The following is a 26,619-nucleotide window of genomic DNA, read 5'->3' as shown; positions in this document are numbered from 1 at the left end:
TTCGACAAGCTCAGGGCGAACGGAGATAATTCAGAGCGTGCGGATGAGTCGAACGGCGACGGCCGCCCATGGCGGGTTACTGACCACCTGTTGCCGCTGGCCGGTGCCGAGCGGGAGCAGATGCAGCTTCTCGCCATCGACGTTGAGCAGGCGCGCAAAGAAGAAGCGGCCGGCGGGGCGCGGGACGAGCAGGTCGCGGTTGAGCGCGCTCGTCCAGTCGCCCTCGATCCGGCGGCACCAGATTTCGTCGCCGGCGCGATAGTCGCCGATCGACGAGGTGACACGCACCGCAACCATATCCTCGCCCGGGCGCGCAGTCAGTGCCTGCTCGATGCGGGTCGGCGCCTGTGCGCCGTCGGCACCGAGCAGCGCGGTGATCGTGAGCTGGGTATCCTGCGGCAGCTGGACGAGTTCGGCCGCGTCGACGCCGAGCGCGGCGGCGATGCGGTTCATCCAGCCGAGCGAGAGCGTGCGCGTCCCGGTCTCGAGGCGGCCGATCGTCTGCGCGGTGGTCGGCGGATCGCAGCGTTGGCCGACTTCTTCGAGCGTCAGGCCCTTGGCGCGGCGGACCGAGCGGATGCTGTTGATCATCGCAAAACCTTCAAATAACCAAATCGGTTTCTTCTTTCCTACAAAATAATCCAGTGTCAAGGCCTGTCTTCGGCCGCACAGGAGATTGCCATGACCGCACGCCGCCTTGAAACCCGCCTTCATCCCGACGATCGGGTCGACCCCGGCAAGACCGGGCCGCAGGTGATGCGCCATGTCACTATCAATGTGGCCGAAAGCCCGATCGCCTGGCTGGCGGCGCGCGGGCATCTGACCGAAGCGCAATTGCGCGCGGGCGAACGGCTGCGCGCCGACTATGAGCGCGCGGGGCTGTCGGCGCGGGTGACGATGCGCTGGGATGCCGCAGCGCCGGCAAAGAGCCGCGGCGGCGCGCGGGCCTCGGATGCGTCGCTCGCGCGGATCGACGCGCACCGGCGCTTTCACGGCGCGCTCGACGCGGCAGGGCCGGGGCTTGCGGACATCTGCTGGCGCGTCATCTGCGCGGGCGAGGGGATTGGCGGGGCCGAGAAGGGGCTTGGATGGCCGGCGCGGTCGGGCAAGCTGGTGCTGGGACTGGCGCTCGACCGGCTGGCGCGGTTTTACGGGACCGGGTGATCTCGCGCGCTGGACGAAGCTGTCATGCCTCTATCGTCACCCCGGACTTGATCCGGGGTCCATTCACGCGCCGTTGGAATGGATCCCGGATCAAGTCCGGGATGACGAAAACAAGTCCGGGATGACGAAAATATGTGCGGGCCTCCGCCTTCGCGGGGGCGACGTTATTGGAGCGCCTCGACCTCTTCGGCCAGCGCGAGCCAGCGATCCTCCGCCACCGCCTTTTCGTCGCGCAGCTTGTCGAGCCTTGCAGTGAGCGCATTGAAGCGGGCGTTGTCGCGCGCGAACAGGCTGCCGTCGGAAAGGTCGGTTTCGATGCCCGCCATTTCCTTCTCAATTTCCTCGATGCGGCCGGGCAGCAGGTCATAGTCGCGCTGGTCCTTGTAGCTCAGCTTTTTGCGCGCGGTTGGTGGGGGCGGCGTAGCCGCGGAGGCCTTGGCCTTGACGCTATTCGGCTTAGTCCGCTTGGCTTCCCAGTCGGCATAGCCGCCCGCGACGATGTCGACCTTGCCCGATCCGTCGAGGCCGAGCGTGACGGTGACGGTGCGGTCGAGAAAGTCGCGGTCGTGGCTGACGAGCAGCACGGTGCCGGCATAGTCGGCGATCACTTCCTGCAACAGGTCGAGCGTTTCGAGGTCGAGATCGTTGGTCGGCTCGTCGAGCACGAGCAGGTTCGATTCGCGGGCGAACTCGCGCGCGAGGAGGAGACGCGAGCGTTCGCCGCCCGAGAGCGCGCCGACACTGGCCTCCATGACGCCGGGATCGAACAGGAATTCCTTGAGATAGCCCTGGATATGTTTTTTGACCCCGCGCACTTCGACCCAGTCGCCGCCGTCGGCGAGGATGTCGCGGACGGTTTTGTCCGGCGACATCAAGCTGCGCTGCTGGTCGATGATGATGCCGTCGAGTGTCGGGGCGAGGGTGATGTTGCCTGCGTCGGGCTGGATTTCGCCGGTCAGAAGCTTGAGCAGGGTCGACTTGCCCGCGCCGTTCGCGCCGACGATGCCGATGCGGTCGCCGCGCTGGACGCGGAAATCGAAATTCTTGATGATCGTGCGGTCGCCGAAGCTTTTCGACACGCCCTCGGCGACGATCACCGATTTCGAGCGGACGTCGTCGTTGGCGAGGCCGAGCTTGGCGACGCCGGGGCCGCCAATCATCGCCGCACGCGTGGCGCGCATTTCCTTGAGTTTTTCGAGACGGCCCTGATTGCGTTTGCGGCGCGCGGTAACGCCGCGTTCGAGCCAGTGCGCCTCGAGCCGGAGCTTGGAATCGAGCCTTTGCGCGGCGCGCGCTTCTTCGGCGGCGACGGCGTCGCTCCATTCCTCGAAGCCGCCGAAGCCGATTTCCTTGCGGCGGATGCTGCCGCGGTCGAGCCACAGGGTCTGGCGCGTCAGGCGCGTCAGGAAGGTCCGATCGTGGCTGATCGCGACGAACGCGCCGGTGTAGCGCGCGAGCCAGGATTCGAGCCAGTCGATCGCCGCGAGGTCGAGATGGTTGGTCGGCTCGTCGAGCAGCAGCACGTCGGGGTTCTGCGCGAGCGCGCGGGCGAGCGCGGCGCGACGGCGTTCGCCGCCCGAGGCGCTGGCGGCGGTGCGCGACATGTCGATACCGAGCTGGTCGGCGATCGCGGCGACCTCATAGGCTTGGGGTGCATCGGGCGCGGCGATCGCAAAATCCATCAGCGTCGCGAAGGGCCGGAAATCGGGTTCCTGTTCGAGCATGACGACATGGGTACCCGGAACGATCACGCGCTTGCCCTTGTCGGCGTCGATCTGTCCCGCGAGCAGCTTGAGCAAGGTCGTTTTGCCCGCGCCGTTGCGGCCGATCAGCGCGAGCCGGTCGCGTTCGCCGACATAGATGTCGAGGTCCTGGAACAGCCAGCCGCTGCCCTGCACAAGGCCGAGGCCTTCATATGATAAAATCGGTGCTGCCATGATGAACGGCTCGCTACTGGCGCGTTCAGCATCATGCAAGCGCGCTGCGCACAAAGGCGGGAACGGGTTCGCTCCGTCTGCGTTACGGGGCGGACATCAGAGATGACCGAAAGCCCGGTTCACAGGAGAATGAAATGACGAAGCAAATGCTCGCCGCTATGGCATCCGGACTGGCCCTGATGGCGGCGACACCCGCGATCGCGCAACAAGGAGGTTCGACCGTGACCGCAGCAACGACCCAGGGCCCGATCCTGACCTTTTCGGTCAGCGAAGAAGTGCGCTCGCGTCCCGACCAGGCGACCGTCGGCGCCGGCGTGACGACGACCGCCCCGACCGCGGTCGAGGCGATGCGCGCCAATGCGACCGCGATGGACAAGTTGATCGCCGCCGCGAAGGCGCGCGGGATCAAGGCGGAGGACATCCAGACGAGCGGCATCAACCTGTCGCCGCAGTACGACTATAACAACCGCGGCGATGGCCAGCCGCCGCGCTTCCTGGGCTATCAGGTGAGCAACACGGTGCGTGCGAGAACGTCGAAGATCGATGACATCGGCCCGCTCCTCGACGCACTTGTCGCGGCGGGCGGCACCAATATCGACGGTCCGTCGTTCGGTATGAAGGATCCCGACGCGCAGCTCGTCGGCGCGCGCGGCACCGCGATCAAGGCGGCCGAAGCCAAGGCGCAGGATTATGCGCGCCTCGCCGGTTTCCGCGGCGTCGAGCTGGTGTCGATCAGCGAAGGCGGCAGCTTTGGCCCGAACCCGCCGATGCCGATGGTTCGTATGGCGATGGACGCCGGCGCCAAGGCAACCCCGGTCGAGCCGGGGCAGGTCGGCAACACGCTGACGCTGAATTTCCAGTACCGGTTGGTGAGGTAAGGGCCCGACGGGTCGGCATTACATGAACCATTTGTCCTGAGGAGCCATTGAGCTTGTCGAAATGGCGTCTCGAAGGACGCTGGCGTAGCAGCCTTCGAGATGGGGCTTCGACAAGCTCAGCCCCTCCTCAGGACGAACGGATCTTTAAGCCGCTTTATTCCGGCAGCCCCCAAGCCAGTTCCCCCTCGGCCCATGGCCAGGGGCGTTCGCGAAACCATTTGGTGATGATATATTTGCGCCCCTTGCGCACTTTCATCCCGTGATGGAGCGTGTCGGCGTTGGCGGTGCCGTCGAGGTGGACATTGTTCCACGCGAGCAGCTTGCCCGTTTCGGGCTGGTGCATCTTTCCGGTCGCGAGGAAGCGCGTCGCACCGCCGGCGCCCGGTTCGTTCAGATAGATCATCAGCGTCCAGCTGCGCTGGCCGGGAATCGCGCAATAGGTTTCCCAATCGGCACCGTGCGGGTCGAAATAATCGGTGTGCGCCTTGAACTCCTGCCCCACGTCATAGCGCTGGCCCTGTAGTGGTTCGCCGTAGGGGAGGGGGATACCCGTCAGCTCGTGGAGCTTGTTGTTGACTGCGATCACGAACGGATCGCGGTGATCGAGGTCGCAGGTCGTGCTGGTGCGAAAAGCCTCGTCGCCGTTCGGATCGGCGATGGTCGAAGGCCGCACATCGCGGTCGATCTGAGCCATCAGCGCGGCGCAGGTTTCGGCGTCGAGAAAGCCGGGCAGCATGAACTGCTGCAGCTTTGGCGTCGGCGCGCGGCGGATGCCGGGGACGGCCGCGAGCCGTTCCGCGGTGCGGTCGGCGCCCGAGGTCGCCATGTCGACATGTTCATTCGCAGCCATGGCGCGCTTTTTAGCAGGGAAGCGCGTACGAACAATGCTTGACGAGCAGGGGGATGCGCGCCTATTCGCCGCGCGCTGTCGAGGCCGCTTTATGCGCCCTCTTCGCTTATGTGGCGACCATAGCTCAGTTGGTTAGAGCGCCGGTTTGTGGTACCGGAGGTCGCGGGTTCGAGCCCCGTTGGTCGCCCCATTTTTTCTATCGTTGCGCACATACGGCTTTTGGCGTGACTCGTCATGGCTGTTGCATTATTACGCCTCCACGTAATTTTTTAACGTGAGGGTTGAGCCATGTCCGCAGTCTGGGATTTCGCCGATTTCGACGATCATGAACATATCCATATGTTCCGTGATCGCGCCAGCGGGCTGACGGCGGTCATCGCCGTCCATTCGACTCACCTTGGCCCCGGCGCGGGCGGCGTGCGCTATTGGCACTATCCTCAGCGCGCGGCGGCGATCACCGATGCGCTGCGCCTGTCGCGCGGCATGAGCTATAAAAACGCCATGGCGGGCCTGCCGATGGGCGGCGGCAAGGGCGTGATCCTCGCCGACGAGGGCGGGGCGAAGACCCCCGAACTGCTCGCGGCGTTCGGCCGTTCGGTCGAGTCGCTCGGCGGCGCTTATGTCACCGCCGAGGACGTCGGCATCACCGACGCCGACATGGTCCAGATTGCCAAACATACGAAGCATGTCAGCGGCCTTCCGGTGGCGAGCGGTGCGGCGGGCGGCGATCCCGGCCCGCTGACCGCGCTCGGCGTCTATCTGGGCATCAAGGCGGCGATCAAGCAGGGCCTCGGCACCGACAGCGCCAAGGATGTGCGCGTCGCGATCCAGGGGGTCGGCAGCGTCGGCGGCGGCGTCGCGCGGCGGCTCGCGGCCGAAGGCGCGAAGCTGACGCTCGCCGACGTCAACCTGGCGCGCGCGAAGGAACTCGCCGACGAGCTCGGCGCCGAACTCGCCGATTCGGCGGCGATCATGGAGATCGAGGCCGATGTGCTCAGCCCCAATGCGCTGGGCGCGATCCTGACCGAGGCGAGCATCGAGAAGCTGCGCGTCCCGATCGTTGCCGGTGGCGCGAACAACCAGCTCGCGACCGCGGCCGACGGGCGCCGCATCCACGATCGCGGCATCACCTATGCCCCCGACTATGTCATCAACGCGGGCGGCATCATCAACGTCGCGCTCGAATATCTGGGGCAGGGCAGCCGCGAGGAAGTCGAGAGCCGCATCCACCTGATCCCCGGCCGGCTTGCCGAGATCTGGGCCGAGAGCAAGGCGAGCGGCACGCCGGCGTCGGCGGTGGCCGACCGCATGGCGCAGAAGCTGATCGGGCGAGGTTAAGTTCCAGCATGATCTATTTTAATCATCATCCCGGCTTTCGCCGGGATGATGAAATGGATTTCAAGGCGCTTCATTCGGCCGCGATCATGCTCTAAGTCGCTCACGATGAAGCGGCATTTCTATTTCGTCGCGGGCTGGTTGTCGCTCGCTTTGGGGGCAATCGGCGCTTTTCTGCCGCTGCTTCCGACCGTGCCGTTCGTGATCCTCGCCGCCTTTTGCTTTGCGCGCTCGTCGCCGCGGCTCGAGGCTTGGCTGCTCGCTCACCCGCATTTCGGCCATCATATCGTCGCCTGGCGCGAGAAGGGCGCGATCAGCCGCAAGGGCAAGATCGCGGCAACGCTCGCTTTCGCGTTCAGCATCGTCCTCGCGCTGGTCTTTGCCCCATGGCCGTGGATGATGGCGCCGATCGTCGCGGCCGCGGTGACCGGCAGCTGGATATGGACAAGGCCGGAAGCATAGCTCCCGGCCTTGCCGATCGGTCGGACACCCTCCCCGCTCAGAAATCGACGGCGACGCGCCCGTAGACGAAGCGGCCGCTGAAGCCGAAGGGCGACTGCGACGAATAGGGCAGGAAGGCGTTATTGATACCGTAGTTGACGCCGTTCACGACCCCGAACGGCAGGCGATCTGGATATTCGTCGAGCAGATTGTTCGCGCCAACCGCGAACTCGACACGGTCGAGCAATTTGTAGCGCACCTCAAGGTCGACGACCCATTTCGGCGACAGCGTGATGTCGCCCGGTGCGTCGCCGCTTGCAACGCGGATGTCGTCGCGGATCGCGGGGTTGGTGGCGGTCACGGGCAGCCCGTTCGCCGCCACCGTCGTCACGCTGTCGGGCAGCAGGACGCTGCCGTAACGGTTGGCGTTCAGCGTCAGGCCGAAGGCGCCGATGTCCCAGCTCAGCCCCGCGTTGAACTTGTTGCTTGGCTGGCCGTCGGTCAGGCGGAAGCTTTCCTGACGCGCGAACAGGCGCTGCGCGGTGAAGGCGCTGAAGGCGCGGCGGTCGGTGATCTTGGTATCGTTGATATTATAGCCGACGTTGATCCGTAGCGTCCCGAGGCCGAAATCGGGAACACGATAGCTGCCGACAATGTCGAGTCCCTGGGTGCGGGTATCGATGCCGTTGATGAAGAATCGCGCCGAGGTGCCCTGGACGCCCGCCGCCTGCAGGATGGCTACCACGTCGGCCCCCTGGAGGTTTTCGGTCAGGGTAATGCGGTCCTTGATCTTGATGCGGTAGTAATCGACGGTCAGGCTGAGCCCGTCGATCATGTTGAAGGCGACGCCGCCGCCGAAGTTGAGCGATTTCTCGGGCTCGAGCGGCTGCGCGCCCAATGCGACGGCGATCGGCGACGCGACCGGGAAGGTCCCGATCTCGATCAGCGTGCCGCCGACATTGTTGGTCGAGGTGGTCGAGAAGAATTGCTGCGCCATCCCGGGCGCGCGAAAGCCGGTCGAGACCGATCCGCGCAAGGCGAGGCCCTCTACGGGTTCGAGCCGCGCGGCGAGCTTGCCATTGATGGTGTCACCGAAGTCCGAGAAATGCTCATAACGGCCGGCAGCCTGGACGTTGAGGATTTCGCTGATGTCGGCGTCGAGTTCGACATAGCCGGCGAAGCTGTCGCGCGACTTGTCGATCGCGGTGGTCGGCGAAAAGCCCGGAAACACCTGCGAACCCGGCGCCGCACCGTTGGTAAAGGCGAACGGCCCCGCGACATAGCTTGCGAGTTCGCCCGCGACGATCTTGTAATTTTCGTTGCGCCATTCGCCGCCGACCGCGAGCGAGGTGTCGCCGATCCCGAAATCGATGTCGCGCACTGCGTCGAAATTGACCGAGGTCTGGCCCGAACGCAGCCCGCCGGCATCGAATTTGCGCGGGCTATTGAGGCCGCCAAGCGAGGTGTTGAAGGTGTTTTCGACGCCATAATCCAGGCGGTTCGAGCCATAGTTTATCGACAGGTCGAGGTTCCAGCCCGCGGTTTCGCCGCGGACGCCGCCGGCGATCGCGATGTCGTGGATTTTGCTGAGGATCAGCGGCAGGAAGCCGTCGGGATAAAAGGGCCGGCCGCCGTTGGCGAAGTCGGCATTGCGCGCGTCGTTCGCGCGGCGATAGAAACCCGCGCCGTTGCCATCGCGCACCCCATAGCTGCCGAAGCTGTAGAGTTCGAAGCTCGACCCCACATCCATGCCGGCGTTGTAGAAGAAGTTCAGATCCTTCGATTCGCCATCGCCGAAGCGGTGCCAGAATCGGTCGATGGTGACCTCGCGCGGGTCGCCGGTGCCGGCATAGTTGCGGCGCGGATCGGGGCCCGAACGGTTGCTCGGCGAGCGATCCTTATATTCGGCGGTGAAGTTCAGATAGCCGCTCTCGCCGACCGGCAAGCCGATGTTGGTCGCCATGGTATAGGTCTCGCCGTCGCGGCGCTTGCGGTCCGCGCCGGTGTAGGTGATCGCGGGGTCCCCGGTAGGGGCGGTCGTCGGCGACACGCTCGCGACGTTGGGAACGTCCTTCATTGTCGTGATATATTTGCCGTAGCTGATCTGGGCGCGGCCGCCTTCGCGCTTTTTGAGCTGGATGTTGATCACGCCGGCGATCGCGTCCGAGCCATATTGCGACGAGGCGCCGTCGCGCAGCACTTCGATGCGCTCGATCGCGATCGGCGGGATGGTGTTCATGTCGACGCCCGCCGAGCCGCGGCCGACCGAGCCGTTGAGGTTGAGCAGCGACGACAGGTGGCGGCGCTTGCCGTTGACGAGCACGAGTACCTGGTCGGGTGCGAGGCCGCGCAGCGTTGCGGGGCGCAGCGAATCGGTGCCGTCGGTCAGCGACGGCTGCGGGAAATTGAACGAGGGGACGAGTTGGTTGAGTAGCCGGTTGGTTTCCGTCGAACCGCTGTTCTGCAGCGCTTCGCTCCCGATGACGTCGATCGGCACGGTGCTGTCGGCGACGGTGCGGTCGGTGCGGCGGGTGCCGGTGACGATGATTGTGCTGCTGTCGCTGTCGGATACCGCATCGGCGTCCTGGGCGAAGGCGGGGATGGTCCCGCCGCCGGCGACCAGCGCGGTGGCAAGGGCAATGATCGAAGCGCGCGGAGCGGTCCTCATGATTTGTTCTCCCTGTTTTTCCGGACACAACAGCATCCGTGAAGCAGGATTGAGCGGCACGGGTCCGATCACCAGCGCGAATCGCCGAATGATGGCGCTTTTGTTACGTTTTGAGGAGCGATGTGGTAATTTGGTCACATCGTGGTGCAAGGGTGTGACATTATGTTGCACAAGCCTTGCGGTATCGATACCATTATTACAACGCCGTGGTTGCCGCAATTGGCTGGACCCGGGGCATCGGCTCGCTTAAGGCTCGGCGCGCGATGCACGCCTACGCGAATCCAACCCGTTTCCTGGCGATCGCCAAGCCGCTGACGCCATGGTTGCTCGGCGTCGGGCTGCTGCTGTTGGTGACCGGAATCTGGGCCGGGCTGACGCAGGTCCCGGGCGATTACAAACAGGGCGAAACCGCGCGTATCCTTTATGTCCATGTCCCGTCGGCGTGGCTCGGCATGGGCGGCTGGACGGCGCTGGCGGTGGCCGGGCTGGTGCAGCTGGTCTGGCGGCATCCGCTGTCGGGGATCGCCGCGCGCGCGATTGCGGTGCCGGGGATGCTCTTCACCGCACTCTGCCTCGCCACCGGATCGATCTGGGGCCGGCCGACGTGGGGCACCTGGTGGGAGTGGGACGGCCGGATGACCTCGATGCTCGTTCTGCTGTTCCTCTATGCGGGCTTCATTGCATTGACGAGCGGCGATGAGGGCCAGCGGCAGGGCGGGTCGCTGTCGCGCGGGGCCGCCGTCTATGCGCTCGTCGGCGCGATCAACATTCCGATCATCAACCGCAGCGTCGTATGGTGGAACAGCCTGCATCAGGGACCGAGCATCACCCTGCGCGGCTCGTCGATCGATGGCGCGCTGCTCTGGCCTTTGGGCTTGACCTTGCTTGGTTTTTCGCTGCTATTCGGCGCCATCGTGCTGATGCGGATGCGGCGGATCATCGCCGACAACCGCGTCGCGGCACGGCTGCGGCGGCTGGCCGACGACGAGGGGGTTTGAGCGTGACGGGGGTGATTAGCGGGAGTGGGCAATGGGCGTTTGTCGCCGCGGCCTATGGACTGACGATCGCGCTGACGGGTGCGGTGCTGTGGTTTAGCTGGCGCGCGATGACGAAGGCCGAGCGGCGCAGCGATGCCCTGCGTAAGGATCGCAAGTGAAGGCGAAGCATCAGCGGTTGATCCTCGCGCTGTTCGCGCTGTGCGGCGTTGCGGGTGCGGGCGTGCTGGCGGCAAGCGCACTGCGCGACGAGGCCGCCTATTTTCGTACACCCGTGGAGATTCAAGGCGGCAAGGCGCAAGTTGGCGAGCCGATGCGGCTGGGCGGCATGGTCGCCGCGGGCAGCATCAAGCGCCAGAGCGACGGCCTGACGATCCGCTTCGTCGCGACCGACGGCAAGGCGTCGGTGCCGGTCGAGTATAAGGGCATCGTTCCCGACCTGTTCGGCGAGGAATCGGGCATGGTCGCCGACGGCCGGATGCGCGCCGATGGGACATTTGTCGCCGACCGGATTCTCGCCAAGCATGACGAGCGCTATATGCCGCCGCAGATGGGCGAGATGCCGAAGAATATGAAAGCGCCGGCTGGGGTATGAGGGGTTTTCCAGTTTCGTCATTGCGAGCGGAGCGAAGCAATCCAGGGCGGTTTACGCGACTCTGGATTGCCGCGTCGCCTTCGGCTCCTCGCAATGACGGTGCTTCGTCTATCGATGGTGTGATCGCATGATCGCCGAACTCGGCCTCGCGCTCCTCTGGATGGCGGCGGCGCTTGCGTGCCTGTCGCTGGTCGCGGGCACACTGTTCCTGCGCGGCGGGTCCAGGGATCTGGCGGCGCTCGTCCGGCCGGCGAGCGTGGCGCAAGGCGTGCTCACCGCGGCGGCGTTCGGCCTGTTGATCGCGCTCTTCGTGCGATCCGACATGTCGGTCGAGCTGGTCGCGCGCAACAGCAACAGCCTGAAGCCGATGATTTTCAAGATCGCGGGCACGTGGGGCAATCACGAAGGGTCGATGCTGCTCTGGCTGATGATCCTGTCACTCTCGGGCGCGCTGATCGCGATTTTCGAGCGGCGCCTGCGCGAGGATACGCTGGTGGCGACGCTGGCCGCTCAGGCGGCGCTGAGCCTCGGCTTCTTTGCCTTCCTGTTGTTTTCGTCCAACCCGTTCAACCGCTTGCCCGTCGCGCCGCCCGACGGACAGGGGCTCAATCCGCTGCTCCAGGACATCGGGCTCGCCTTCCATCCGCCGACGCTCTACGTCGGCTATGTCGGGCTGTCGGTCGCGTTCAGCTTTGCCGTCGGCGCGCTCATCACGCGCGAGATCGGCCCCGCCTTTGCCCGCGCGATGCGGCCGTGGGTGCTCGGAAGCTGGATTTTCCTGACGCTCGGCATCACCGCGGGCAGCTACTGGGCCTATTATGAGCTTGGCTGGGGCGGCTGGTGGTTCTGGGACCCGGTCGAGAATGTCTCGCTGATCCCATGGCTCGCGGGCGCCGCGCTGCTCCACTCGGTCGCGGTGACGGCCACCCGAAATGCCTTGCGCGCCTGGACGGTGATGCTCGCGGTGATCGGCTTTTCGATGTCGATGGTCGGCACCTTCATCGTCCGTTCGGGACTGCTCACCAGCGTCCACAGCTTCGCCGTCGATCCCGAACGCGGGACCTTCCTGCTCGCGCTGATGGCGATCTATATCGGCGGGGCGCTGACCTTGTTCGCGCTGCGCGCGGGGAGCGTCGCTGAAGGCAAGAAGTTCGCGTTGCTGAGCCGCGAAGGCTCGCTGGTGATCAACAATCTTCTGCTCACGACGATCCTCGCGCTCGTCCTGCTCGGCACCCTCTATCCGATCGTCGCCGAGGCGATGGGCGAGAAGATTTCGGTCGGGCCGCCCTATTATAACAAGGTGGCGGGGCCGCTCGCGCTCGCGCTTTGCCTCGTGATGGTGACGGGGCCGCTGCTCAGTTGGCGCAAGGACGACGGGCGCAAGCTCTGGTCGCGCCTGCCGCTCGCGGCGTTCGCGGGCGCGCTGGTGCTTGTCCTGCTCGTGATTTTCGGTGGCAAGGTCGGAATCCTGCCGCTGCTCGGCATGACCGTGGCGGGCGTCGTCGCGGTCGCGAGCCTAGCGCCCTTGTGGGGCCGCAACCTTCTCCGCACGCCGCTGCCGACATGGGGCATGGTGGTCGCGCATTTCGGCGTTGCCGTGTGCCTTGCCGGCATGGGCGCCGAAAGCGCCTTCATCAAGGAGCGGCTCGTCGCTGCGGCGCCCGGCGATGTCGTCAAGGTCGGCGATTTTTCGGTGAAATTCGTCGGCGTCAAGCCGATCGCCGGGCCGAATTATACCGCGATCGAGGGCCTGCTGGTCGCGACGACATCATCGGGCAGCAGCTTCGCCATGCGCCCCGAAGCGCGCACCTTTCCCGGCCTGATGGGCACCGCGCCGACCGAAACCAACGAAGCGGCGCTGCTGACACGGCCCGGTGGACAGCTCTATGCGGTGCTGGGGCAGCCCGTGCCGAGCGATGACGGCACCGCCGATCGTTATCAGATACGCCTGTGGTGGAAACCGCTGGTGTGGTGGATATGGCTGGGCGGCGCGCTGATCGCGATCGGCGCGACGTTGTCGATGCTCGGCCGCGCGCAGTTGCTCGCGATCTGGCGGGCGCGCCGCGCGCGCAAGGCACAGGAGCGATTTGCACCATGAAGAACCGCTGGGTCCTGTTTGTGCCGCTGGCGATCATGGGGCTGCTCTTCGGCGCTTTCGTCTATCGGCTGGTGACGCCGGCCGAGACGCTGATCCAGTCGCAGTGGATCGATAAACCGATGCCGCTGTTCGACCTGCCGCCGGCGACCGTCGGGGTTCAGGGGCTGAAGAGCAGCCAGCTCGCCGATGGGCGGCCGCGGCTGGTCAATGTGTTCGCAAGCTGGTGCATACCGTGCCGCGCCGAGGCGCCGCAGCTCGAGGCGCTGAAAGCCGCGGGCGTGCCGATCGACGGCATCGCGATCCGCGACCGGCCCGACGATGTCGCGATGTTCCTGCGCGAATATGGCAACCCCTTCGACCGCATCGGGTCGGACATGCAGAGCAGCGTCCAGATCGCGCTCGGCTCATCGGGTGTGCCCGAAACCTTCCTGATCGACGGCAAGGGCATCATTCGCGAGCAGATCCAGGGTGTGATCCTCGCCGATCAGGTGCCCGGGATCATCGCGAAGCTCGAGGCGATGAAGTGAGCCTGCGGCTCGTCCTGCTGTGCCTGCTGGCCGTGTTTGCGGCACCGGTTGCGGCGCAGGATCGCCTGCCGCCGGCACCTTACGCCTATCAGCAACTCAAGGACCCGGCGCAGGAGGCGAAGGCCAAGGCGCTGATGGAGACGCTGCGCTGCCTCGTCTGTCAGGGGCAGTCGATCGCCGACAGCGACGCCCCGCTCGCGGGCGACATGCGGCACGAAGTGCGCAGCAAGATCGCGGCCGGGGAAAGCCCGGCGAAAATCAAGGCGTGGCTCGTCGCGCGCTATGGCAATTGGGTGAGCTATGACCCGCCGTTCGACGGGGCTACGGCGCTGCTATGGCTGGGGCCGCTGCTCTTTCTCGCGCTGGGCGGATGGCTGGCTTTCGGGCGCTTCCGCCGCGGTGAGAGCGACGAAGAGGAGGGGGCAGCATGATCTGGCTGTGGGTGATGCTCGCCGCCGCGCTGACGATCGGCGGCATCTTCTGGCTCGGCAAGCTGCCCGTTGCGGCGCGGCCGCTCGCGGGCGCTGCGATCATGCTGGGCCTCACGGGTTATGCGCTGCAGGGCCATCCGTCGTTGCCGGGCAAGCCCGTCGCGGCGCCCGAGGAGCCCGAGGGTTTTGGCGAGGCGATCACCGACCAGCGGCAGGGCATGTCCGAACGCTTTGGTCCCGCGGCGCAGTGGCTCGGCATGTCCGACGGCTTCGCGCGCACGGGCAAGACCGAGCTCGCCGCCAAGACGCTGGAAAAGGGGCTGGAGAAATATCCCGACAATGTCGACCTGTGGGTCGGCCTTGGCAATGCGTTGGCGGCGCATGGCGGCGGCATGATGTCGCCCGCGGCCGCGCTCGCGTTCGACGAGGCGGCGAAGCGCGATCCGACGCACCCCGCGCCGCCCTTCTTCGCGGGTCTCGCTTTGGCACAGGGCGGCGACCTCAAAGGCGCCGAGGCGGTGTGGAGCCAGTTGCTCGCGCGCAGCCCCGCCGATGCGCCCTGGCGGCCCGATCTTGAAATGCGGCTGGCCCAACTGCGCCAGGCGCTGGGGCCGCAATTGCCGCCCGAGACGCCGGCGGGATCTTGATATGGACGCTATTCGATCGGCGCCGGCTCGTCTAAAGGCCCGCAATGACTGCTGAGTCGCAACAGGCGGCAGGCGGCGCTGCAAGCGTCGCGACTGCTGCCGCCGAAACGGCCCATTACGGCCACGGACATCATAGCGATGGCAAGCTGAAGCTCGCCGTCGGCGCCGTTGGCGTCGTGTTCGGCGACATTGGCACCAGCCCGCTTTACGCGTTTCGCGAAACCTTTGCCGGCCACCATCCAATCGAGGCCGACGGGCTGCACATCTATGGCGTGCTGAGCCTCGTCTTCTGGTCGATGATGCTCGTCGTCACCTTCAAATATGTGCTGACGATCATGAAGGCCGACAACAAGGGCGAGGGGGGTAGTCTTGCCTTGCTCGCGCTGATCAGCCGTTCGTCGGGCGAGAAGCGCTGGACGTGGCCGATCATCCTGCTCGGGGTGTTCGCGACCGCGCTCTTCTATGGCGACAGCATGATCACCCCGGCGATGTCGGTGCTCTCGGCGACCGAGGGGCTGAGCTACGTCAACAAGGGGTTCGAACCCTATATCGTGCCGATCGCGCTCGCGATCCTGATCGGGCTGTTCGCGATCCAGGCGCACGGCACGGCGAAGGTCGGGGCGCTGTTCGGGCCGATCATGCTTGCCTATTTCGTGATGCTCGCGATCCTGGGTCTCATCCATATCGTCGATCATCCGGGGATCATCGTGGAGACGCTGAATCCGGTGAACGCGCTGCGCTTTTTCTATGTGGACGGCTTCACCGCCTTTATCGCGCTCGGCGCGGTGGTGCTCGCGGTGACGGGGGCCGAGGCACTTTATGCCGATATGGGGCATTTCGGGCGCGGGCCGATCGGGATCAGCTGGCTCGCTTTCGTGCTTCCCGCGCTGATGCTCAACTATATGGGGCAGGGGGCGATGGTCCTCGAGGCCGAAATGGGCCCGCGTGCCGACCTGATCGCCGATCCCTTTTTCCAGATGATGCCCGACGCGTGGCAAGTCCCGGTCGTCATCCTCGCGATCCTCGCGACGATCATCGCCAGCCAGGCGGTGATTTCGGGCGCCTTCTCGCTGACCCAGCAGGCGATCCAGCTGGGCTTCATCCCGCGCCTGCGCGTCGAGCATACCAGCGCGTCGGCGGCGGGGCAGATCTATATCCCCGTGGTCAACTGGTTCCTGATGATCATGGTCATCATCCTCGTGCTTTTCTTCGGATCGTCGAGCAACCTTGCCGCGGCCTATGGCATCGCGGTGACGGGGGCGATGTTCATCGACACCTGCCTGCTCTCGGTCGTGCTCTTCACGCTGTGGAAATGGCCGGCGTGGAAGGCACTGCCGGTGCTTGCAGTCTTCTTCATCGTCGACATCGCCTATTTCGGCGCCAATCTGATCAAGGTGCCCGACGGCGGCTGGGTGCCGCTCGCGATCGGCCTGGTCATCTTCACGATGCTCACCACCTGGTCGCGCGGGCGCAAGCTGATGCAGCAGGAAATGGCCGACGGCGCGATGCCGATCCCGGTCTTCGTCAAATCGGCGGCGAACAGCGCGACGCGCGTGCCGGGGACCGCGGTGTTCATGACGTCGAGTTCGGACGGCGTGCCGCACGCGCTGCTGCATAACCTCAAGCACAACAAGGTGCTGCACCAGCGCATCATCCTGCTGACGATCAAGGTCGCCGACGTGCCGTTCGTGCGCGAGGAAAATCACTGCGCGCTCGAAGATCTGGGGCAGGGATTCCACCGGCTGATCCTGAATTATGGCTTCATGCAGCCGATCGACGTGCCCGACGCGCTGAAGCGCGTGACGAGCTGCGGCGGCGAGTTCAAGATGCTGGAAACCAGCTTTTTCCTGTCGCGCCAGACGCTGATCGCGGCGAGCAAGCCGGGCATGCCGATCTGGCGCGAAAAACTGTTTGCGTGGATGCTGCGAAATTCGGAAAGCGCGATGGAATATTTCCGCCTGCCCACCAATCGCGTCGTCGAACTGGGTAGCCAGGTTGCGATCTAGGGACAGGTTAACTTCCCGACATCTTCGAATAAGCGTTTGAACATTGTAGCAAGTCTTGCAATGCAAGGGCGAACCCTCAAAGGTCGACCAGCCCTATGGATGCCGGCAATAGCGACGCTCTGATCCTGCCGGTGCCACCGGAGCCCTTTGCCCTGATCGTCGGGGCCGCGATGCACGGCGATTCAGACGAGGCGCTGGAAACGTCGCTGCGGCACATGGGGTTGCGGCCCGAGCGTGTGGGCGAGGTCGATCCCGACATCGCGGCACGGATCGCTACCCCACGCTTTCGCCTGACATTCGGGGCGGTGACGGTGTTGGCGGGGCGCGCCGCCGGCGCCGCACTCGACATGGCGGACCCCGATCACCCGTCGACCAGCTTGCTTGCCGCCAGCCTGCCACGTGACTGGCGCAAAAGCGGCCAATGCTGGGTCTTCATTCCCGAGCGAGGCGATGCACCCGGCACGTCGGCCGGACAACCAACGCGAATGCGCGAATTTTTCAAGATGATGGTGCTGCTGATCGACCTGTTCGATGCCAGCCATATTTTCTGGTCGCCGGCGCGGCTATGGTCGGACGCGCCGCAATTTCGTGCTTCGATCGCCGAAATGCTCGTCAGTGGCATGCCGCCGGTGCTGCATCTGGTCGCATTCCGGCGCCATGAAATCGAGGGTGGCGCGCGCATGGGGACGCGCGGGCTGGCGCTGCTCGCGGGGCAGGAACTGGAAGCACGGATCCCGAACGGCTGGACCGTTGCCGAAATGGTCCGGCGCCTGTCGCGGCTCGCGCTCGACATGATGCTCAACGGTCCGATCCGCCACGCGCGCACGATGCGTGGGCTGGGGGCGGGCGAATGGATGGACCTGTCGCCCCGGACGGCCGGCGGAAGTGCACGGTCGACGGTGCTTGTCGAGTTTGGCCGCGACGGTTGATGGGGCTGGGGAATAGAATGACAGCTAACGACCGGAAGATGACCGTGGCAGCAGTCGTCCCATTGCGATCATTCCCGAACGGTGCGTCCTGTCCCGGACTATGCTAAGGAGCGCAGCGAGCCACATTTCCATCGGCACTGGAGAAGATATGGCACGCAATAGCTCTACACTGCTTCTGAGCCCCTTCATGATAGCATTGGCTACTGGCGGCTGCGCCGAACCAGCCTGGGCCGTCGAGACCTCTATGGCGGCGAAGGATGTCCGTTGTCTCCCCGTGGACAAACACAGGGACCAGATTGGGTGCTGGATCTTGGGAAGCCAGCCCGTGACGGCACCAGGAGACCGACAGGTCTATTGGCACATATACGAGTTTGCATCCTCCGAATTGGCAGCGCAGGCCAAGGGGAAGAACGCCGAAGTGATTGCCGCTTATGGCCGGATTTACTTGATGGCGGTGACGCCGGGGCAATGGGCGCCGAAGGGCGGACGCCATGTTGCAAGTCTGGGACCAATGCAGCTTGCTTCCCCCGTTCCTCACACCGCGACCTTTCTGCAGACGTGGTTGGTATCCGGAATGCAAACCCGGGTTCACATGCACGACGGACCCGAGGCCCTGCTAATTCTGGACGGGCAGCAATGCGTCGAGACACCTGATGGCATTAATCGAACCCGGGGCGGGGAACAGGTGTTAGTCCCGGCGAAAACGCCGATGGTTCTCTACGCGGCTGTAGGCGGCAGGCGCGCGCTTGCTGTTATCGTTCATCCGTCGGGTCAGTCCCTTGGTCATGCACATGAATGGCAGCCAACAGGAGCCTGCAACGGAGGTTAGGCGCACGGATGGAGCAGCGACCGCTTGCCACCCCGTTTTGCCGTTCGGCGCAATTCGGGACGAAATGGCAGCAAGCGACCGGTTGCGGACATTGATTGTTCGCCGAAGTAATGCAGCATATGAAGCTGTCATGGTCCTGCTCATCGCAATCCCACCTGTGCTAATCATCCTGTCCAGCTTGTTGCTAAGCAAAGCATTCAGGGCGCGTTTTTCAACGCGCTGGTGGCTTCTCCGTCTAGGTCTCGCCCCCTTAATTTTTCTCAGCCTTGCGTGCTACGTCATGGCCACTCCGACGCCGATACCTTACGACTATGACGAGAACATACATGGAGACTCGGGGCGGATGGATTTTCTTGCCATCATGGTGTTTGGCCTCGTTCTGCCGATCCTATACGTCGCCGTCGCATTTCCCGTTTCGGTTGCATATGCGCTTTGGAAGCGGCGAACTACATCGCAGCCTGACTAACTCAGCGTCTGCTTCCCACCCCAAAGCCGACATCGGCGTCCCGGCTTGCAATCGCCATAATTGTCGGCGTTACAGCCTGACCTTTGCCTCAAGCTCTCGCCGCGCCGCCAGATATTGGGCTTCGAGTTCGGCGACATATTCGGCGACGGGGCGCACTGCGGTGACCGGGCCGATGCCCTGGCCCGATCCCCAGATATCCTTCCACGCCTTGACCTTGGTGTTGCCGCCCGAGCCGAAGTTCATCGTCTTGAGATCGCCTTCGGGCAGGTTTTCAGGGTCCATGCCCGCGGCGACGATCGATTGGCGCAGGTAGTTGCCGTGCACCCCGGTGAAGAGGTTCGAATAGACGATGTCGCCCGCGCGGCCCTCGACGATGCCGTTCTTGTAGCTGTCCTCGGCATTGGCTTCGGCGGTCGCGATGAAGGCGCTGCCGATATAGGCGAGGTCGGCGCCGCATGCCTGCGCGGCGAGGACCGAGCGGCCGTGGCCGATGGCACCCGACAGCGCGACGGGGCCGTCGAACCATTCGCGGATTTCCTGCACCAGCGCAAAGGGCGACTGGCGGCCGGCGTGGCCGCCCGCACCCGCCGCGACGGGAATCAGGCCGTCGGCGCCCTTTTCGATCGCCTTGCGCGCGAAGCGGTCGTCGATGATGTCGTGGAGCGTGATGCCGCCCCAGCTGTGCACCGCCTGGTTCAATTCCTCGCGCGCGCCGAGCGACGTGATCGTAATCGGCACCTTCCATTTGGCGCAGGTCGCGATGTCCGCCTCGAGCCGGTCGTTCGACTTATGGACGATCTGATTGACGGCGTAAGGCGCCGACAGCCGGTCGGGATTGGCGCGGTCCCACGCCGCCAGTTCTTCGGTGATCTGGTGGAGCCATTCGTCGAGCAGCGATTGCGGCCGCGCGTTGAGCGCCGGGAAACTGCCGACCACCCCCGCCTTGCACTGCGCGATGACCAGTTCGGGACCCGAAACGATGAACAGTGGCGATCCGATCACAGGCAGGCGCAGGCGGTCGAAAATCGGGGGAAGGGCCATGAATCATTCTCCGGTTGCTGTTTGCAACTGACCTTAACGTAAACGGAAGGCGGTGCAAGATGTTCAGTCGAACGCGGGGCCTTTGAGTTCGACGACATTGCCTTCCGGGTCGCTGATATAGATCGACGGTCCTTCGCCTTGTGCGCCATAGCGCGGGCCGGCTTGCTCGATCGCGACGCCGTGACGGGCCAGGTGGGTACGGATGGCGGGGTCATCGAACGGGTCGATCGCAATCGCGAAATGGTCGACATTGCGGCCCTCGGGTCCCGGCGCCGCGCCGCCCATCGCGCCAAGCTTGCCGTCGATGGTGACGAGATCGATCAGCGAGCGGCCCGCGCGCAATTGATAGAGTCCGATTTCGGGTTGCGCGCGCTCGTCGGCGCAGCCGAGAACGTCTTGATAGAAGGCGACCATGCGGTCGAGATCGACGACGCGAAGCACGACATGATCGATCGCGCGGAGGGCAAATGGGGGTGTTTCCATGGCGGTCGCTCCTCAACATCTTTGCGCGGATGGCCCGCGCGGCGGTCATGGCGCATTTCTAATCGGGGCGCCCCTAGGCTGTCCATCGACGTGTGACGAGGGTTGGTCCGGCGGCGGTTGCGATCCGCGGCCGGGCAAGACAAGGTGGGCCATGCAGTTGCTTCAGCCCAGCCTGTTGCCCGCCTCGGCCGACATCGCGCGCCACCATCATCGCGAACCTTATGCGACGGTGGTGCTGGCCGGCGCCTATGAGGAAGCGGGCGATTCGGGGCGGATCGCCGCGCGGGCAGGCGAAGTGCTGCTCCACGGACCTTTTTCGGCGCACCGCGACCGCATTTCGGCGACGCGGACGGTGGTGCTCGACCTGCCGTTGCCGTTCGATGGGCGCGAATGGGCGGCTCGCGGGCGGGTCGCCGACCCCGATCACCTGGTGCGGCTCGCCGAACGCAACCCGATCGATGCGGTGCGGGCGTTGCTCGAGGAATTGGAGCCGCGGGACGAGGAAGGCGAGGGGGAGCCCGCCGACCAGCTCGCGATGGCGCTGCGCGAAGCAGAGCCGCCGCAGATCGGCGAATGGGCGGCGGCACGAGAGCGGTCGCGCGAACATGTCTCGCGCTGTTTCGAGAAGATTTACGGTGTGTCGCCAGTGGCCTATCGCGCCGATTGCCAGGCCAAGCGGGCGTGGCGGATGATCGTTGCGAGCGGCGACAGTCTTGCCGGAATCGCGGTGGAGGCGGGTTACGCCGATCAGGCGCATATGACGCGCGCGGTGACACGGTTGACCGGGCTGCCGCCGCGGCAGTGGCGGGTGGCGGCCGGTTGATTGAATGTCGGCTTTGGGGTGGGAAGCAGACGGCAAACTACTCCGCTTCGTCATCCCGGACTTGATCCGGGATCCATCGCTGCGCCGTCGTCGTGGATCCCGGATCAAGTCCGGGATGACGATGAAAGGAAGGGCCGCTTCCGGTCGTTAGCCGTCTTCCGCCGCGCATCACATTTCTTCAAGAAGTGCAGCGCGCCGCCGGGTTAGGCGGTGGGCATGACAAGCCTCTCTCCCGCTTCGCCGCGCCCCTTTGTGGCGCTTTCCGACTTTCGTTTCCGCCTGTGGCCGATCGTGCTTGCCGCGTTGTTGATGGAAGGGCTGCTCGAACTCGGCCGGATTCCGGCGCGCGCGCTTTATCGCGCCGGAGAGTCGCTGTGGGTCGACCATGTTTCGGTCTTTTTGCTTCTTGCGATCGCCTTTCAGGCGCTGCTTGGCCTGATCGCGGTGTTGGTCATGCGGCGGCTGCTCCCTGCCGCCGATGCGCATCTGCGCTGGCCGCCGGGGCGCAGCTATGCGGGCGTCGCGCTGTTGCTCGGGGTCGGCATGGGGCTTGTGATGCTTTTCGCCGATTATTGGCCCGCGCTGGCGGCGCAGACGGCGCCCGACATGAGCTATTCGCAGTCGCCGCTCGATTCGGCGGGTTACCTTCTGGGCATGATCACCACGGGCCTGGCGGAGGAGACAATCTTTCGCGGGCTGCTCGTCGGCATGCTGGTGGTGCTTGTACCGGGGCGCTTGCGGATCGGGTCGCTCGACCTGCCGGTTGCGGCCTATATTGTCGCGCTGCTGTTCGGGCTCGCGCACTGGCAATCCTTCACCGTCGATCCCTTTTATCAGGCGATGGCGCAGCAGGTTTACGCCTTTGCCTGGGGGCTCCTCTATGTCTGGCTGATGGAACGGTCGCGCAGCCTGCTGGCGCCGATCGTCGCGCACGGGGTCGGCAATTTTACCGAGGTGGGGATCGTGATTGCGCTCAACGCGCTATGGGCCTGACGCGGCAAGGGCGGCCGTCGGCCGCCCTTGGAGTCGTGTTTCGGGATGAGGGTCAGGCCGTGATCGGGCGGCGGCTGGCCTTGAAGGCGAGATAGCCGAGACCGATCATGACGATCAGCAGCGCGCCCTGCGCCGCCGCAAAGGGCGGCTCGGTGCCATTTGGGGCGAGCGCGTTGAGCGCGGGCACTTTCAGAAAGGACTGCACCACCAGCACGAACAGGTTGAGCCAGAGCGCCATCGTTGCGGTCACGGCATAGATCGGTGCGGCGCGGCCGGCGAGCTTGCGGGCGTACCAGGCCCAGAAGGCGACCGCGAGCACCAGCGTCGAGACGATCCCCGTGCCGAGCGCCGGGGTGAAAGCCACGATGGGGAAGAGGAAGCCCGTCAGGCTGGTGAGCAAGGTCGTCCAGAGGAAGACGCCGTTCGTGCGGGGCAGGATGCGGCCGCGGGCGAAGGCGGGGAGCGCGACGAGACCGGCGCCGATGCCGACGAAGCTGATCGCGACATGGAGGACGGTGAATTGCGGGATGGTCAAACCGAGGATCATGGCACGTCTCCTTATTAGGTGAGGAGGCGCGGCTGTCCCAAGAATTCTTGGGGCCCGCGCCTCTTCCTTATCAGCTGTTGATGAAATCGAGAAGATCGGCGTTGAACCGGTCCTGTTCGGTAACGGTGAGGCCGTGGCTGCCGCCTTCATAGACCTTGAGCACCGCCTGCTTGACGATCTTCACGGTCGAGAGCGCCGCGGCGCCGATCGGCACGATCTGGTCGTCGTCGCCGTGGAGGACGAGGGTGGGCTTGTCGAACTTCTTCAGGTCTTCGTTGAAGTCGCTTTCCGAAAAGGCACGGATGCTGTCGAGCAGGCCCTTGAGGCCGCCGTTCATCCCCTGCCGCACGAAGTCGTCGCGCACCGCTTCGGACACCACCGCGCCGTCGCGGTTGTAGCCGTAGAAGGGCAGCGTGAGGTCCTTGAAGAACTGCGGGCGGTTGTCGAAGGTGCCCTTGCGGATGCCGTCGAAGACGTCGATCGGCAGGCCGCCCGGATTGGCTTCGGTCTTGAGCATCAGCGGGGGGACCGCGCCGATCAGTGCGACCTTCGCGACCCGGGCCGTGCCGTGGCGGCCGATATAGCGGGTGACTTCGCCGCCGCCGGTCGAGTGGCCGACCAGGATGACGTCTTTCAGGTCGAGCTGTTCGATCAGTTCGGCGAGATCGTCGGCGTACTGGTCCATATTGTTGTTTTCCCAGACCTGGTCCGAACGCCCATGGCTGCGGCGGTCGTGGGCGATGGTGCGGAAGCCCTGATTGGCGAAGAAGACCATCTGGGCGTCCCAGGCGTCGGCGCTGAGCGGCCAGCCGTGCGAGAAGACGATCGGCTGTCCATCCTTCGGACCCCAGTCCTTGAAGAAGATGTTCGTACCGTCCTTGGTGGTGACCGTGGTCATGTCGTGCTTCCTTTCATTTTCGAAGGGCGGGGTGTCCGTCCCGATGGATTGGAAATAGGCCGTTCCGGCCTTGCGCGGGATTGGCGGACGCGACATTATGCGGGCCAAATCCGACAAAGGAAGCGATATGCCCAAGTTGAAGGTGCCGGACGCCCCGCCCGCGCTGGTCGAGGTCGGGATGATGCTTTATCCCGATTGCCAGACCGGCATGGTTCACGGCATCACTGACCTGTTCCACATCGCCGGGCGCTTCGCGGTCGACCATGGCCGCGCGCCGATCCGGGTGAGCCACTGGCGGTTGCAGGCTGGCGGCGGTTTCGCGCGTTGCTTCGATAGCCATCCGGGCGAGCCCGCCGACAATTCGCCCGCGGTCTTGATCGCGCCGGGTAGCCTGCACAAGCTGCTCGAAGCCGAAGAAGTTGCGCCCTATGCACGCTGGCTGCTCGATCGCCATGCGCAGGGCACGGTGCTGGCGTCGAACTGCGGCGGCGCGTTCGCGCTCGCCGCCACCGGCCTGCTCGCCGGACGGCCGGCGACGACGCACTGGTATTTTGCCGAGGAGTTCCGCACCCGCTTCCCCGACGTGCGGCTCGAGGCCGACCGGATGGTGATCGACGACGGCGACATCATTACCGCCGGCGGACTGATGGCATGGACCGACCTTGGCCTCCGCATCGTCGAACGGTTGCTCGGGCCGACGGTGATGATGGAAACCGCGCGCTTCCTGCTGATCGATCCGAGCGGGCGCGAGCAGAAGAATTATGCGAGCTTCGCGCCCAGGCTGACGCACGGCGACGAGGCGATATTGCGGGTCCAGCACTGGCTGCAGGCGCGCGGCGCGGGGCCGGTCGCGGTGCCCGAGATGGCGGGCGAGGCGGGGATGGAGGAGCGCACCTTCCAGCGCCGTTTCAAGGCGGCGACCGGCATGACCCCTGTCGAATATGTCCAGCATCTGCGCGTCGGCAAGGCGCGCGAACTGCTCGAATTCACCAAGCGCACCGTCGACCAGATCGCGTGGAGCGTCGGGTATGAGGATGCCGCGGCGTTCCGCAAGCTGTTCCACCGCATCATCGGCCTGTCGCCGGGCGAATATCGCCAGCGTTTCTCAACTTCGCAAGCGCTGGCCGAGGTCGCCTAGGCCAGCGGGGATACCGCCCGCGGCGATCTTCCGCGGTCTCGTTTCCTTGCTCCTGCCGCCCAGATCCTGTGGCGGCTAATATCCGCCTTGCGATCCCGGTGGGCGATAGAAGCGGTGGCGCGTGACCGCGCCGTCGATCAGGTGACCGCGAAACCGGAGGCGCATTTCTTCGGCGCCGGCGCCGGTCGTGCAGACGAGGCGGGTGCCGCCCGACTGAAGCGGCTCGATCGCGCTGATGCTGACCCCTTGCGAAAGACAGATGTCCTTCACCTCGCTTTCGGGCAGCGTCAGGTTCATCGCGCGGCTCATTCGAAGCCCGGGTCGCGCGCCCAGGCGCGGATCGCGGTGGCGACCTGTTCAAAGCCTTCGGCGCTTGCGGTGGCGATGGCGAGCGGGCGGCCGCCGAGCGCGGGATTCTCGGTGTTGAGGAACGCGATGGCGGGATCGCGCCCGCCCATCGTCAGGAAAGCGAGCTGGCTGATGTCGCCCTGACGCCGTGCGTCGTCATGCGCGAGCGGGGTGCGCCGCTGGCGAAAGAAGCTGTTGGATCGCGCCTTGGCGGGGGCGAGCGGTGCGGGTTCGGGATGGGGATCGGCATGAGGATCAGGATTCATGGGGACGCGGCTCCTCTCTCGTAAGCGGGAGCGCGCATGTCTCTCAGCCGCGGCGGCCTACTGAAACGCGTGCCGCGATGACTGTCATATGGGGATGCGGCGAGGATATTGTAAGGCGGTGCCGGGGAGGGGCTCCCCGGCGGCGGATCGCACGCTTCGGCACCCCCATTGCGCGATGCAAACGTCAAGTCGTTTGTCGATTCGAAATGGTCGCCGGTCGAACGGCACGGCGGCACAGGCGGGGTGTATGGCAATGATATACATATATTTTCGGACATTCCGCGCCGCCGTTCGCGGCGCCGTCCGTACGCCCGCGCGGGCCAGAGCGCGGCAAGGAGACGCATCGCAGACCAATCCCTTTCGCCCCGGCGGCGGTCACGGCTGAACAGGCCATCGGCACTGCCCCTTCGCTTCCCCCAACGAAGGCATCCCCCAAGTGAAACTCCCCCACGAAAATCCGAACGGCCGGGACAGCGGCGAATGCGACTGCCTGCCGCGTCCCATAGACGCCGATCCGCCGGGCGGCGCGCGCCCGATGGCCACCTATATATTGCGATACCAGGATGCCTGGTTCGGGATGGAAAAGCGGGTCGCGTTCGAGGCCGAGGACGTCGGCGCGGCGCTGGCGATGATGGAGCGCGAGCCGATCGGTGCGTGGGCCGAGCTGTCGAAGGACGGCGAAGTGATTTGCCGCCGCGGTCATGAACCCGGCGGGGCGAGCGACTATTGGGTGGTGGACTAGGGTTGCGGCTCGGCCAGCGGTTTGCCCATGCGGATAAGCGGGACGATCACCTCGTTCGGCCCCAGCGCCTCGATCCGCTCGATCGGGGCATAGCCGCATGCGCGGTAGAGCGGTTCGCCCGATAGCGTCGCCATCAGTTCGGCGCGCGCGAAGCCCGCATCGCGCGCAGCGGCTTCGCAAAGCGCCATGACCATCCGCCCGACGCCTTTGCGCGCGTGGGCGGGGTGGGTGTACATCGCGCGGATACGCGCGGCATCGGTGGCGGGATCGAGCAGCGCGGGGTCGCGCAGGTCCTTGCTGTGGTCGCCGCCGTAGAGCGTCGCGCGCCGCGACCAGCCGCCGCAGCCGGCGATGCCACCGTCGCTTTCGACAATAAAATAGGTGCCGTCGGCGATCAGCTGGGTATCGAGGCCCATCACCATATGGCTCGCGGCGATCTGCGCGTTGTCGAGGAAGCCCTTTTGCAGCTCGGCGATCGCCAGTGCCATCACCTCGCGCAGCGCGGCGAGGTCCGATGGCTGCGCAAGGCGATGGGTGAACATGC

At 65.3% G+C, this 26,619-nt stretch carries 28 protein-coding genes and 1 tRNA gene; 18 read left to right on the top strand and 11 right to left on the bottom strand.

The annotated features are described in order from the left end of the window. Window positions 1–30 precede the first annotated feature (30 nt). A complete protein-coding gene (locus tag V6M50_RS13250; protein WP_332819038.1) occupies window positions 31–591 on the bottom strand; it encodes a helix-turn-helix domain-containing protein in 561 nt (186 codons plus the stop codon). 90 nt (window positions 592–681) lie between these two features. On the opposite strand from V6M50_RS13250, the gene V6M50_RS13245 reads away from it, so the two are divergent. After that, window positions 682–1,164, top strand: coding sequence for a DUF6456 domain-containing protein (locus V6M50_RS13245; protein WP_443030511.1), 483 nt, complete (start codon window positions 682–684; stop codon window positions 1,162–1,164). A gap of 164 nt (window positions 1,165–1,328) precedes the next feature. Here the strand turns inward: V6M50_RS13245 and V6M50_RS13240 are convergent, their stop codons facing one another. Then, entirely contained in the window at window positions 1,329–3,101 is a 1,773-nt protein-coding gene (locus V6M50_RS13240) for an ABC-F family ATP-binding cassette domain-containing protein (protein WP_332819037.1), read from the bottom strand. 134 nt (window positions 3,102–3,235) lie between these two features. Here V6M50_RS13240 and V6M50_RS13235 point away from each other — a divergent pair, with 134 nt between their 5' ends. Further along, window positions 3,236–3,979: an SIMPL domain-containing protein gene (locus V6M50_RS13235; RefSeq protein WP_332819036.1), complete on the top strand. Its 744-nt coding sequence runs from the start codon at window positions 3,236–3,238 to the stop codon at window positions 3,977–3,979. A gap of 154 nt (window positions 3,980–4,133) precedes the next feature. On the opposite strand, the gene V6M50_RS13230 is transcribed toward V6M50_RS13235, so the two are convergent. Further along, complete coding sequence (locus V6M50_RS13230; protein ID WP_332819035.1) at window positions 4,134–4,829, bottom strand: prolyl hydroxylase family protein; 696 nt, start codon at window positions 4,827–4,829, stop codon at window positions 4,134–4,136. Window positions 4,830–4,942: 113 nt separating this feature from the next. On the opposite strand from V6M50_RS13230, the gene V6M50_RS13225 reads away from it, so the two are divergent. The 3 genes from V6M50_RS13225 (at window position 4,943) to V6M50_RS13215 (ending at window position 6,626) form a co-directional block, all read left to right on the top strand. Further along, window positions 4,943–5,019, top strand: a tRNA-His gene (locus V6M50_RS13225). Between the two features lie 98 nt (window positions 5,020–5,117). Further along, complete coding sequence (locus tag V6M50_RS13220; protein WP_332819034.1) at window positions 5,118–6,167, top strand: Glu/Leu/Phe/Val family dehydrogenase; 1,050 nt, start codon at window positions 5,118–5,120, stop codon at window positions 6,165–6,167. Between the two features lie 105 nt (window positions 6,168–6,272). After that, the gene (locus V6M50_RS13215) at window positions 6,273–6,626 is read left to right on the top strand and encodes a YbaN family protein (RefSeq protein WP_332819033.1); all 354 of its coding nucleotides are present in this window, start codon (window positions 6,273–6,275) and stop codon (window positions 6,624–6,626) included. A gap of 37 nt (window positions 6,627–6,663) precedes the next feature. On the opposite strand, the gene V6M50_RS13210 is transcribed toward V6M50_RS13215, so the two are convergent. Then, window positions 6,664–9,273 carry a TonB-dependent receptor plug domain-containing protein gene (locus V6M50_RS13210; RefSeq protein WP_332819032.1) on the bottom strand — a complete coding sequence of 870 codons (2,610 nt, stop codon included), beginning with the start codon at window positions 9,271–9,273 and terminating at the stop codon, window positions 6,664–6,666. Window positions 9,274–9,536: 263 nt separating this feature from the next. Here V6M50_RS13210 and ccmC point away from each other — a divergent pair, with 263 nt between their 5' ends. From ccmC to V6M50_RS13165, 9 genes are all read left to right on the top strand, one after another. Beyond that, window positions 9,537–10,271 (top strand): heme ABC transporter permease CcmC, encoded by a 735-nt coding sequence (ccmC, locus tag V6M50_RS13205; protein WP_332819031.1) that lies wholly within the window; start codon window positions 9,537–9,539, stop codon window positions 10,269–10,271. Window positions 10,272–10,273: 2 nt separating this feature from the next. After that, on the top strand, window positions 10,274–10,429 hold the full coding sequence (locus tag V6M50_RS13200) for a hypothetical protein (protein ID WP_332819030.1): 156 nt from the start codon (window positions 10,274–10,276) through the stop codon (window positions 10,427–10,429). After that, window positions 10,426–10,863: a cytochrome c maturation protein CcmE gene (gene ccmE / locus V6M50_RS13195; protein WP_332819029.1), complete on the top strand. Its 438-nt coding sequence runs from the start codon at window positions 10,426–10,428 to the stop codon at window positions 10,861–10,863. Before V6M50_RS13200 ends, ccmE begins: the two co-directional genes overlap by 4 nt. 127 nt (window positions 10,864–10,990) lie before the next feature. Further along, window positions 10,991–12,961, top strand: a complete 1,971-nt coding sequence (locus V6M50_RS13190) for a heme lyase CcmF/NrfE family subunit (protein ID WP_332819028.1) — start codon at window positions 10,991–10,993, stop codon at window positions 12,959–12,961. Then, window positions 12,958–13,488, top strand: a complete 531-nt coding sequence (locus V6M50_RS13185; protein WP_332819027.1) for a DsbE family thiol:disulfide interchange protein — start codon at window positions 12,958–12,960, stop codon at window positions 13,486–13,488. Before V6M50_RS13190 ends, V6M50_RS13185 begins: the two co-directional genes overlap by 4 nt. A gap of 2 nt (window positions 13,489–13,490) precedes the next feature. Beyond that, entirely contained in the window at window positions 13,491–13,919 is a 429-nt protein-coding gene (locus V6M50_RS13180) for a cytochrome c-type biogenesis protein (RefSeq protein ID WP_443030513.1), read from the top strand. Further along, the gene (locus tag V6M50_RS13175) at window positions 13,916–14,566 is read left to right on the top strand and encodes a tetratricopeptide repeat protein (protein WP_332819025.1); all 651 of its coding nucleotides are present in this window, start codon (window positions 13,916–13,918) and stop codon (window positions 14,564–14,566) included. Before V6M50_RS13180 ends, V6M50_RS13175 begins: the two co-directional genes overlap by 4 nt. Before the next feature lie 44 nt (window positions 14,567–14,610). Beyond that, window positions 14,611–16,572 carry a potassium transporter Kup gene (locus tag V6M50_RS13170; RefSeq protein ID WP_332819024.1) on the top strand — a complete coding sequence of 654 codons (1,962 nt, stop codon included), beginning with the start codon at window positions 14,611–14,613 and terminating at the stop codon, window positions 16,570–16,572. Between the two features lie 95 nt (window positions 16,573–16,667). Continuing rightward, entirely contained in the window at window positions 16,668–17,501 is an 834-nt protein-coding gene (locus tag V6M50_RS13165; RefSeq protein ID WP_332819023.1) for a hypothetical protein, read from the top strand. A 1,364-nt stretch (window positions 17,502–18,865) separates the two neighbouring features. Here V6M50_RS13165 and V6M50_RS13160 read toward each other — a convergent pair. Then, window positions 18,866–19,837 (bottom strand): NAD(P)H-dependent flavin oxidoreductase, encoded by a 972-nt coding sequence (locus tag V6M50_RS13160; RefSeq protein ID WP_332819022.1) that lies wholly within the window; start codon window positions 19,835–19,837, stop codon window positions 18,866–18,868. Window positions 19,838–19,900: 63 nt separating this feature from the next. After that, window positions 19,901–20,320, bottom strand: a complete 420-nt coding sequence (locus tag V6M50_RS13155; RefSeq protein ID WP_332819021.1) for a VOC family protein — start codon at window positions 20,318–20,320, stop codon at window positions 19,901–19,903. Window positions 20,321–20,471: 151 nt separating this feature from the next. Here V6M50_RS13155 and V6M50_RS13150 point away from each other — a divergent pair, with 151 nt between their 5' ends. Together V6M50_RS13150 and V6M50_RS13145 are read left to right on the top strand one after the other, a co-directional pair. After that, window positions 20,472–21,143: a helix-turn-helix domain-containing protein gene (locus V6M50_RS13150; protein WP_332819020.1), complete on the top strand. Its 672-nt coding sequence runs from the start codon at window positions 20,472–20,474 to the stop codon at window positions 21,141–21,143. A 216-nt stretch (window positions 21,144–21,359) separates the two neighbouring features. Beyond that, on the top strand, window positions 21,360–22,136 hold the full coding sequence (locus tag V6M50_RS13145; protein WP_332819019.1) for a CPBP family intramembrane glutamic endopeptidase: 777 nt from the start codon (window positions 21,360–21,362) through the stop codon (window positions 22,134–22,136). Window positions 22,137–22,188: 52 nt separating this feature from the next. On the opposite strand, the gene V6M50_RS13140 is transcribed toward V6M50_RS13145, so the two are convergent. Beyond that, window positions 22,189–22,683: a hypothetical protein gene (locus tag V6M50_RS13140; RefSeq protein WP_332819018.1), complete on the bottom strand. Its 495-nt coding sequence runs from the start codon at window positions 22,681–22,683 to the stop codon at window positions 22,189–22,191. Window positions 22,684–22,753: 70 nt separating this feature from the next. After that, window positions 22,754–23,581 (bottom strand): alpha/beta fold hydrolase, encoded by an 828-nt coding sequence (locus tag V6M50_RS13135; RefSeq protein ID WP_332819017.1) that lies wholly within the window; start codon window positions 23,579–23,581, stop codon window positions 22,754–22,756. A 127-nt stretch (window positions 23,582–23,708) separates the two neighbouring features. Between V6M50_RS13135 and V6M50_RS13130 the strand changes: the two genes are divergently transcribed. After that, window positions 23,709–24,719 carry a GlxA family transcriptional regulator gene (locus V6M50_RS13130; protein WP_332819016.1) on the top strand — a complete coding sequence of 337 codons (1,011 nt, stop codon included), beginning with the start codon at window positions 23,709–23,711 and terminating at the stop codon, window positions 24,717–24,719. 75 nt (window positions 24,720–24,794) lie between these two features. Here the strand turns inward: V6M50_RS13130 and V6M50_RS13125 are convergent, their stop codons facing one another. Together V6M50_RS13125 and V6M50_RS13120 are read right to left on the bottom strand one after the other, a co-directional pair. Further along, window positions 24,795–25,016: a hypothetical protein gene (locus V6M50_RS13125; protein ID WP_332819015.1), complete on the bottom strand. Its 222-nt coding sequence runs from the start codon at window positions 25,014–25,016 to the stop codon at window positions 24,795–24,797. A gap of 8 nt (window positions 25,017–25,024) precedes the next feature. Continuing rightward, complete coding sequence (locus tag V6M50_RS13120; protein ID WP_332819014.1) at window positions 25,025–25,333, bottom strand: antitoxin Xre/MbcA/ParS toxin-binding domain-containing protein; 309 nt, start codon at window positions 25,331–25,333, stop codon at window positions 25,025–25,027. Window positions 25,334–25,769: 436 nt separating this feature from the next. On the opposite strand from V6M50_RS13120, the gene V6M50_RS13115 reads away from it, so the two are divergent. After that, window positions 25,770–26,075 (top strand): hypothetical protein, encoded by a 306-nt coding sequence (locus V6M50_RS13115; protein WP_332819013.1) that lies wholly within the window; start codon window positions 25,770–25,772, stop codon window positions 26,073–26,075. Here V6M50_RS13115 and V6M50_RS13110 read toward each other — a convergent pair. After that, window positions 26,072–26,617 carry a GNAT family N-acetyltransferase gene (locus V6M50_RS13110; RefSeq protein ID WP_332819012.1) on the bottom strand — a complete coding sequence of 182 codons (546 nt, stop codon included), beginning with the start codon at window positions 26,615–26,617 and terminating at the stop codon, window positions 26,072–26,074. The two genes, V6M50_RS13115 and V6M50_RS13110, sit on opposite strands and share 4 nt — an antisense overlap. Between the last annotated feature and the right edge of the window lie 2 nt (window positions 26,618–26,619).

This window comes from Sphingopyxis sp. (genome assembly GCF_036675685.1).
Taxonomy (GTDB): Bacteria; Pseudomonadota; Alphaproteobacteria; order Sphingomonadales; family Sphingomonadaceae; genus Sphingopyxis.
This window is presented reverse-complemented; position numbering and strand designations above follow the sequence as displayed.

What these genes read in the sequence shown, in the direction of transcription:
- V6M50_RS13165 (WP_332819023.1), top strand. Translation starts at nt 16,668, where the DNA reads ATGGATGCCGGCAATAGCGACGCTCTGATCCTGCCGGTGCCACCGGAG.
- V6M50_RS13230 (WP_332819035.1), bottom strand. Translation starts at nt 4,829, where the DNA reads ATGGCTGCGAATGAACATGTCGACATGGCGACCTCGGGCGCCGACCGC.
- V6M50_RS13210 (WP_332819032.1), bottom strand. Translation starts at nt 9,273, where the DNA reads ATGAGGACCGCTCCGCGCGCTTCGATCATTGCCCTTGCCACCGCGCTG.
- V6M50_RS13170 (WP_332819024.1), top strand. Translation starts at nt 14,611, where the DNA reads ATGACTGCTGAGTCGCAACAGGCGGCAGGCGGCGCTGCAAGCGTCGCG.
- V6M50_RS13110 (WP_332819012.1), bottom strand. Translation starts at nt 26,617, where the DNA reads ATGTTCACCCATCGCCTTGCGCAGCCATCGGACCTCGCCGCGCTGCGC.
- V6M50_RS13220 (WP_332819034.1), top strand. Translation starts at nt 5,118, where the DNA reads ATGTCCGCAGTCTGGGATTTCGCCGATTTCGACGATCATGAACATATC.
- V6M50_RS13185 (WP_332819027.1), top strand. Translation starts at nt 12,958, where the DNA reads ATGAAGAACCGCTGGGTCCTGTTTGTGCCGCTGGCGATCATGGGGCTG.
- V6M50_RS13140 (WP_332819018.1), bottom strand. Translation starts at nt 22,683, where the DNA reads ATGATCCTCGGTTTGACCATCCCGCAATTCACCGTCCTCCATGTCGCG.
- ccmC (WP_332819031.1), top strand. Translation starts at nt 9,537, where the DNA reads ATGCACGCCTACGCGAATCCAACCCGTTTCCTGGCGATCGCCAAGCCG.
- V6M50_RS13215 (WP_332819033.1), top strand. Translation starts at nt 6,273, where the DNA reads ATGAAGCGGCATTTCTATTTCGTCGCGGGCTGGTTGTCGCTCGCTTTG.
- V6M50_RS13120 (WP_332819014.1), bottom strand. Translation starts at nt 25,333, where the DNA reads ATGAATCCTGATCCTCATGCCGATCCCCATCCCGAACCCGCACCGCTC.
- V6M50_RS13235 (WP_332819036.1), top strand. Translation starts at nt 3,236, where the DNA reads ATGACGAAGCAAATGCTCGCCGCTATGGCATCCGGACTGGCCCTGATG.
- V6M50_RS13150 (WP_332819020.1), top strand. Translation starts at nt 20,472, where the DNA reads ATGCAGTTGCTTCAGCCCAGCCTGTTGCCCGCCTCGGCCGACATCGCG.
- V6M50_RS13190 (WP_332819028.1), top strand. Translation starts at nt 10,991, where the DNA reads ATGATCGCCGAACTCGGCCTCGCGCTCCTCTGGATGGCGGCGGCGCTT.
- V6M50_RS13145 (WP_332819019.1), top strand. Translation starts at nt 21,360, where the DNA reads ATGACAAGCCTCTCTCCCGCTTCGCCGCGCCCCTTTGTGGCGCTTTCC.
- V6M50_RS13240 (WP_332819037.1), bottom strand. Translation starts at nt 3,101, where the DNA reads ATGGCAGCACCGATTTTATCATATGAAGGCCTCGGCCTTGTGCAGGGC.
- V6M50_RS13125 (WP_332819015.1), bottom strand. Translation starts at nt 25,016, where the DNA reads ATGAACCTGACGCTGCCCGAAAGCGAGGTGAAGGACATCTGTCTTTCG.
- V6M50_RS13130 (WP_332819016.1), top strand. Translation starts at nt 23,709, where the DNA reads ATGCCCAAGTTGAAGGTGCCGGACGCCCCGCCCGCGCTGGTCGAGGTC.
- V6M50_RS13155 (WP_332819021.1), bottom strand. Translation starts at nt 20,320, where the DNA reads ATGGAAACACCCCCATTTGCCCTCCGCGCGATCGATCATGTCGTGCTT.
- V6M50_RS13245 (WP_443030511.1), top strand. Translation starts at nt 682, where the DNA reads ATGACCGCACGCCGCCTTGAAACCCGCCTTCATCCCGACGATCGGGTC.
- V6M50_RS13135 (WP_332819017.1), bottom strand. Translation starts at nt 23,581, where the DNA reads ATGACCACGGTCACCACCAAGGACGGTACGAACATCTTCTTCAAGGAC.
- V6M50_RS13175 (WP_332819025.1), top strand. Translation starts at nt 13,916, where the DNA reads ATGATCTGGCTGTGGGTGATGCTCGCCGCCGCGCTGACGATCGGCGGC.
- V6M50_RS13160 (WP_332819022.1), bottom strand. Translation starts at nt 19,837, where the DNA reads ATGGCCCTTCCCCCGATTTTCGACCGCCTGCGCCTGCCTGTGATCGGA.
- V6M50_RS13250 (WP_332819038.1), bottom strand. Translation starts at nt 591, where the DNA reads ATGATCAACAGCATCCGCTCGGTCCGCCGCGCCAAGGGCCTGACGCTC.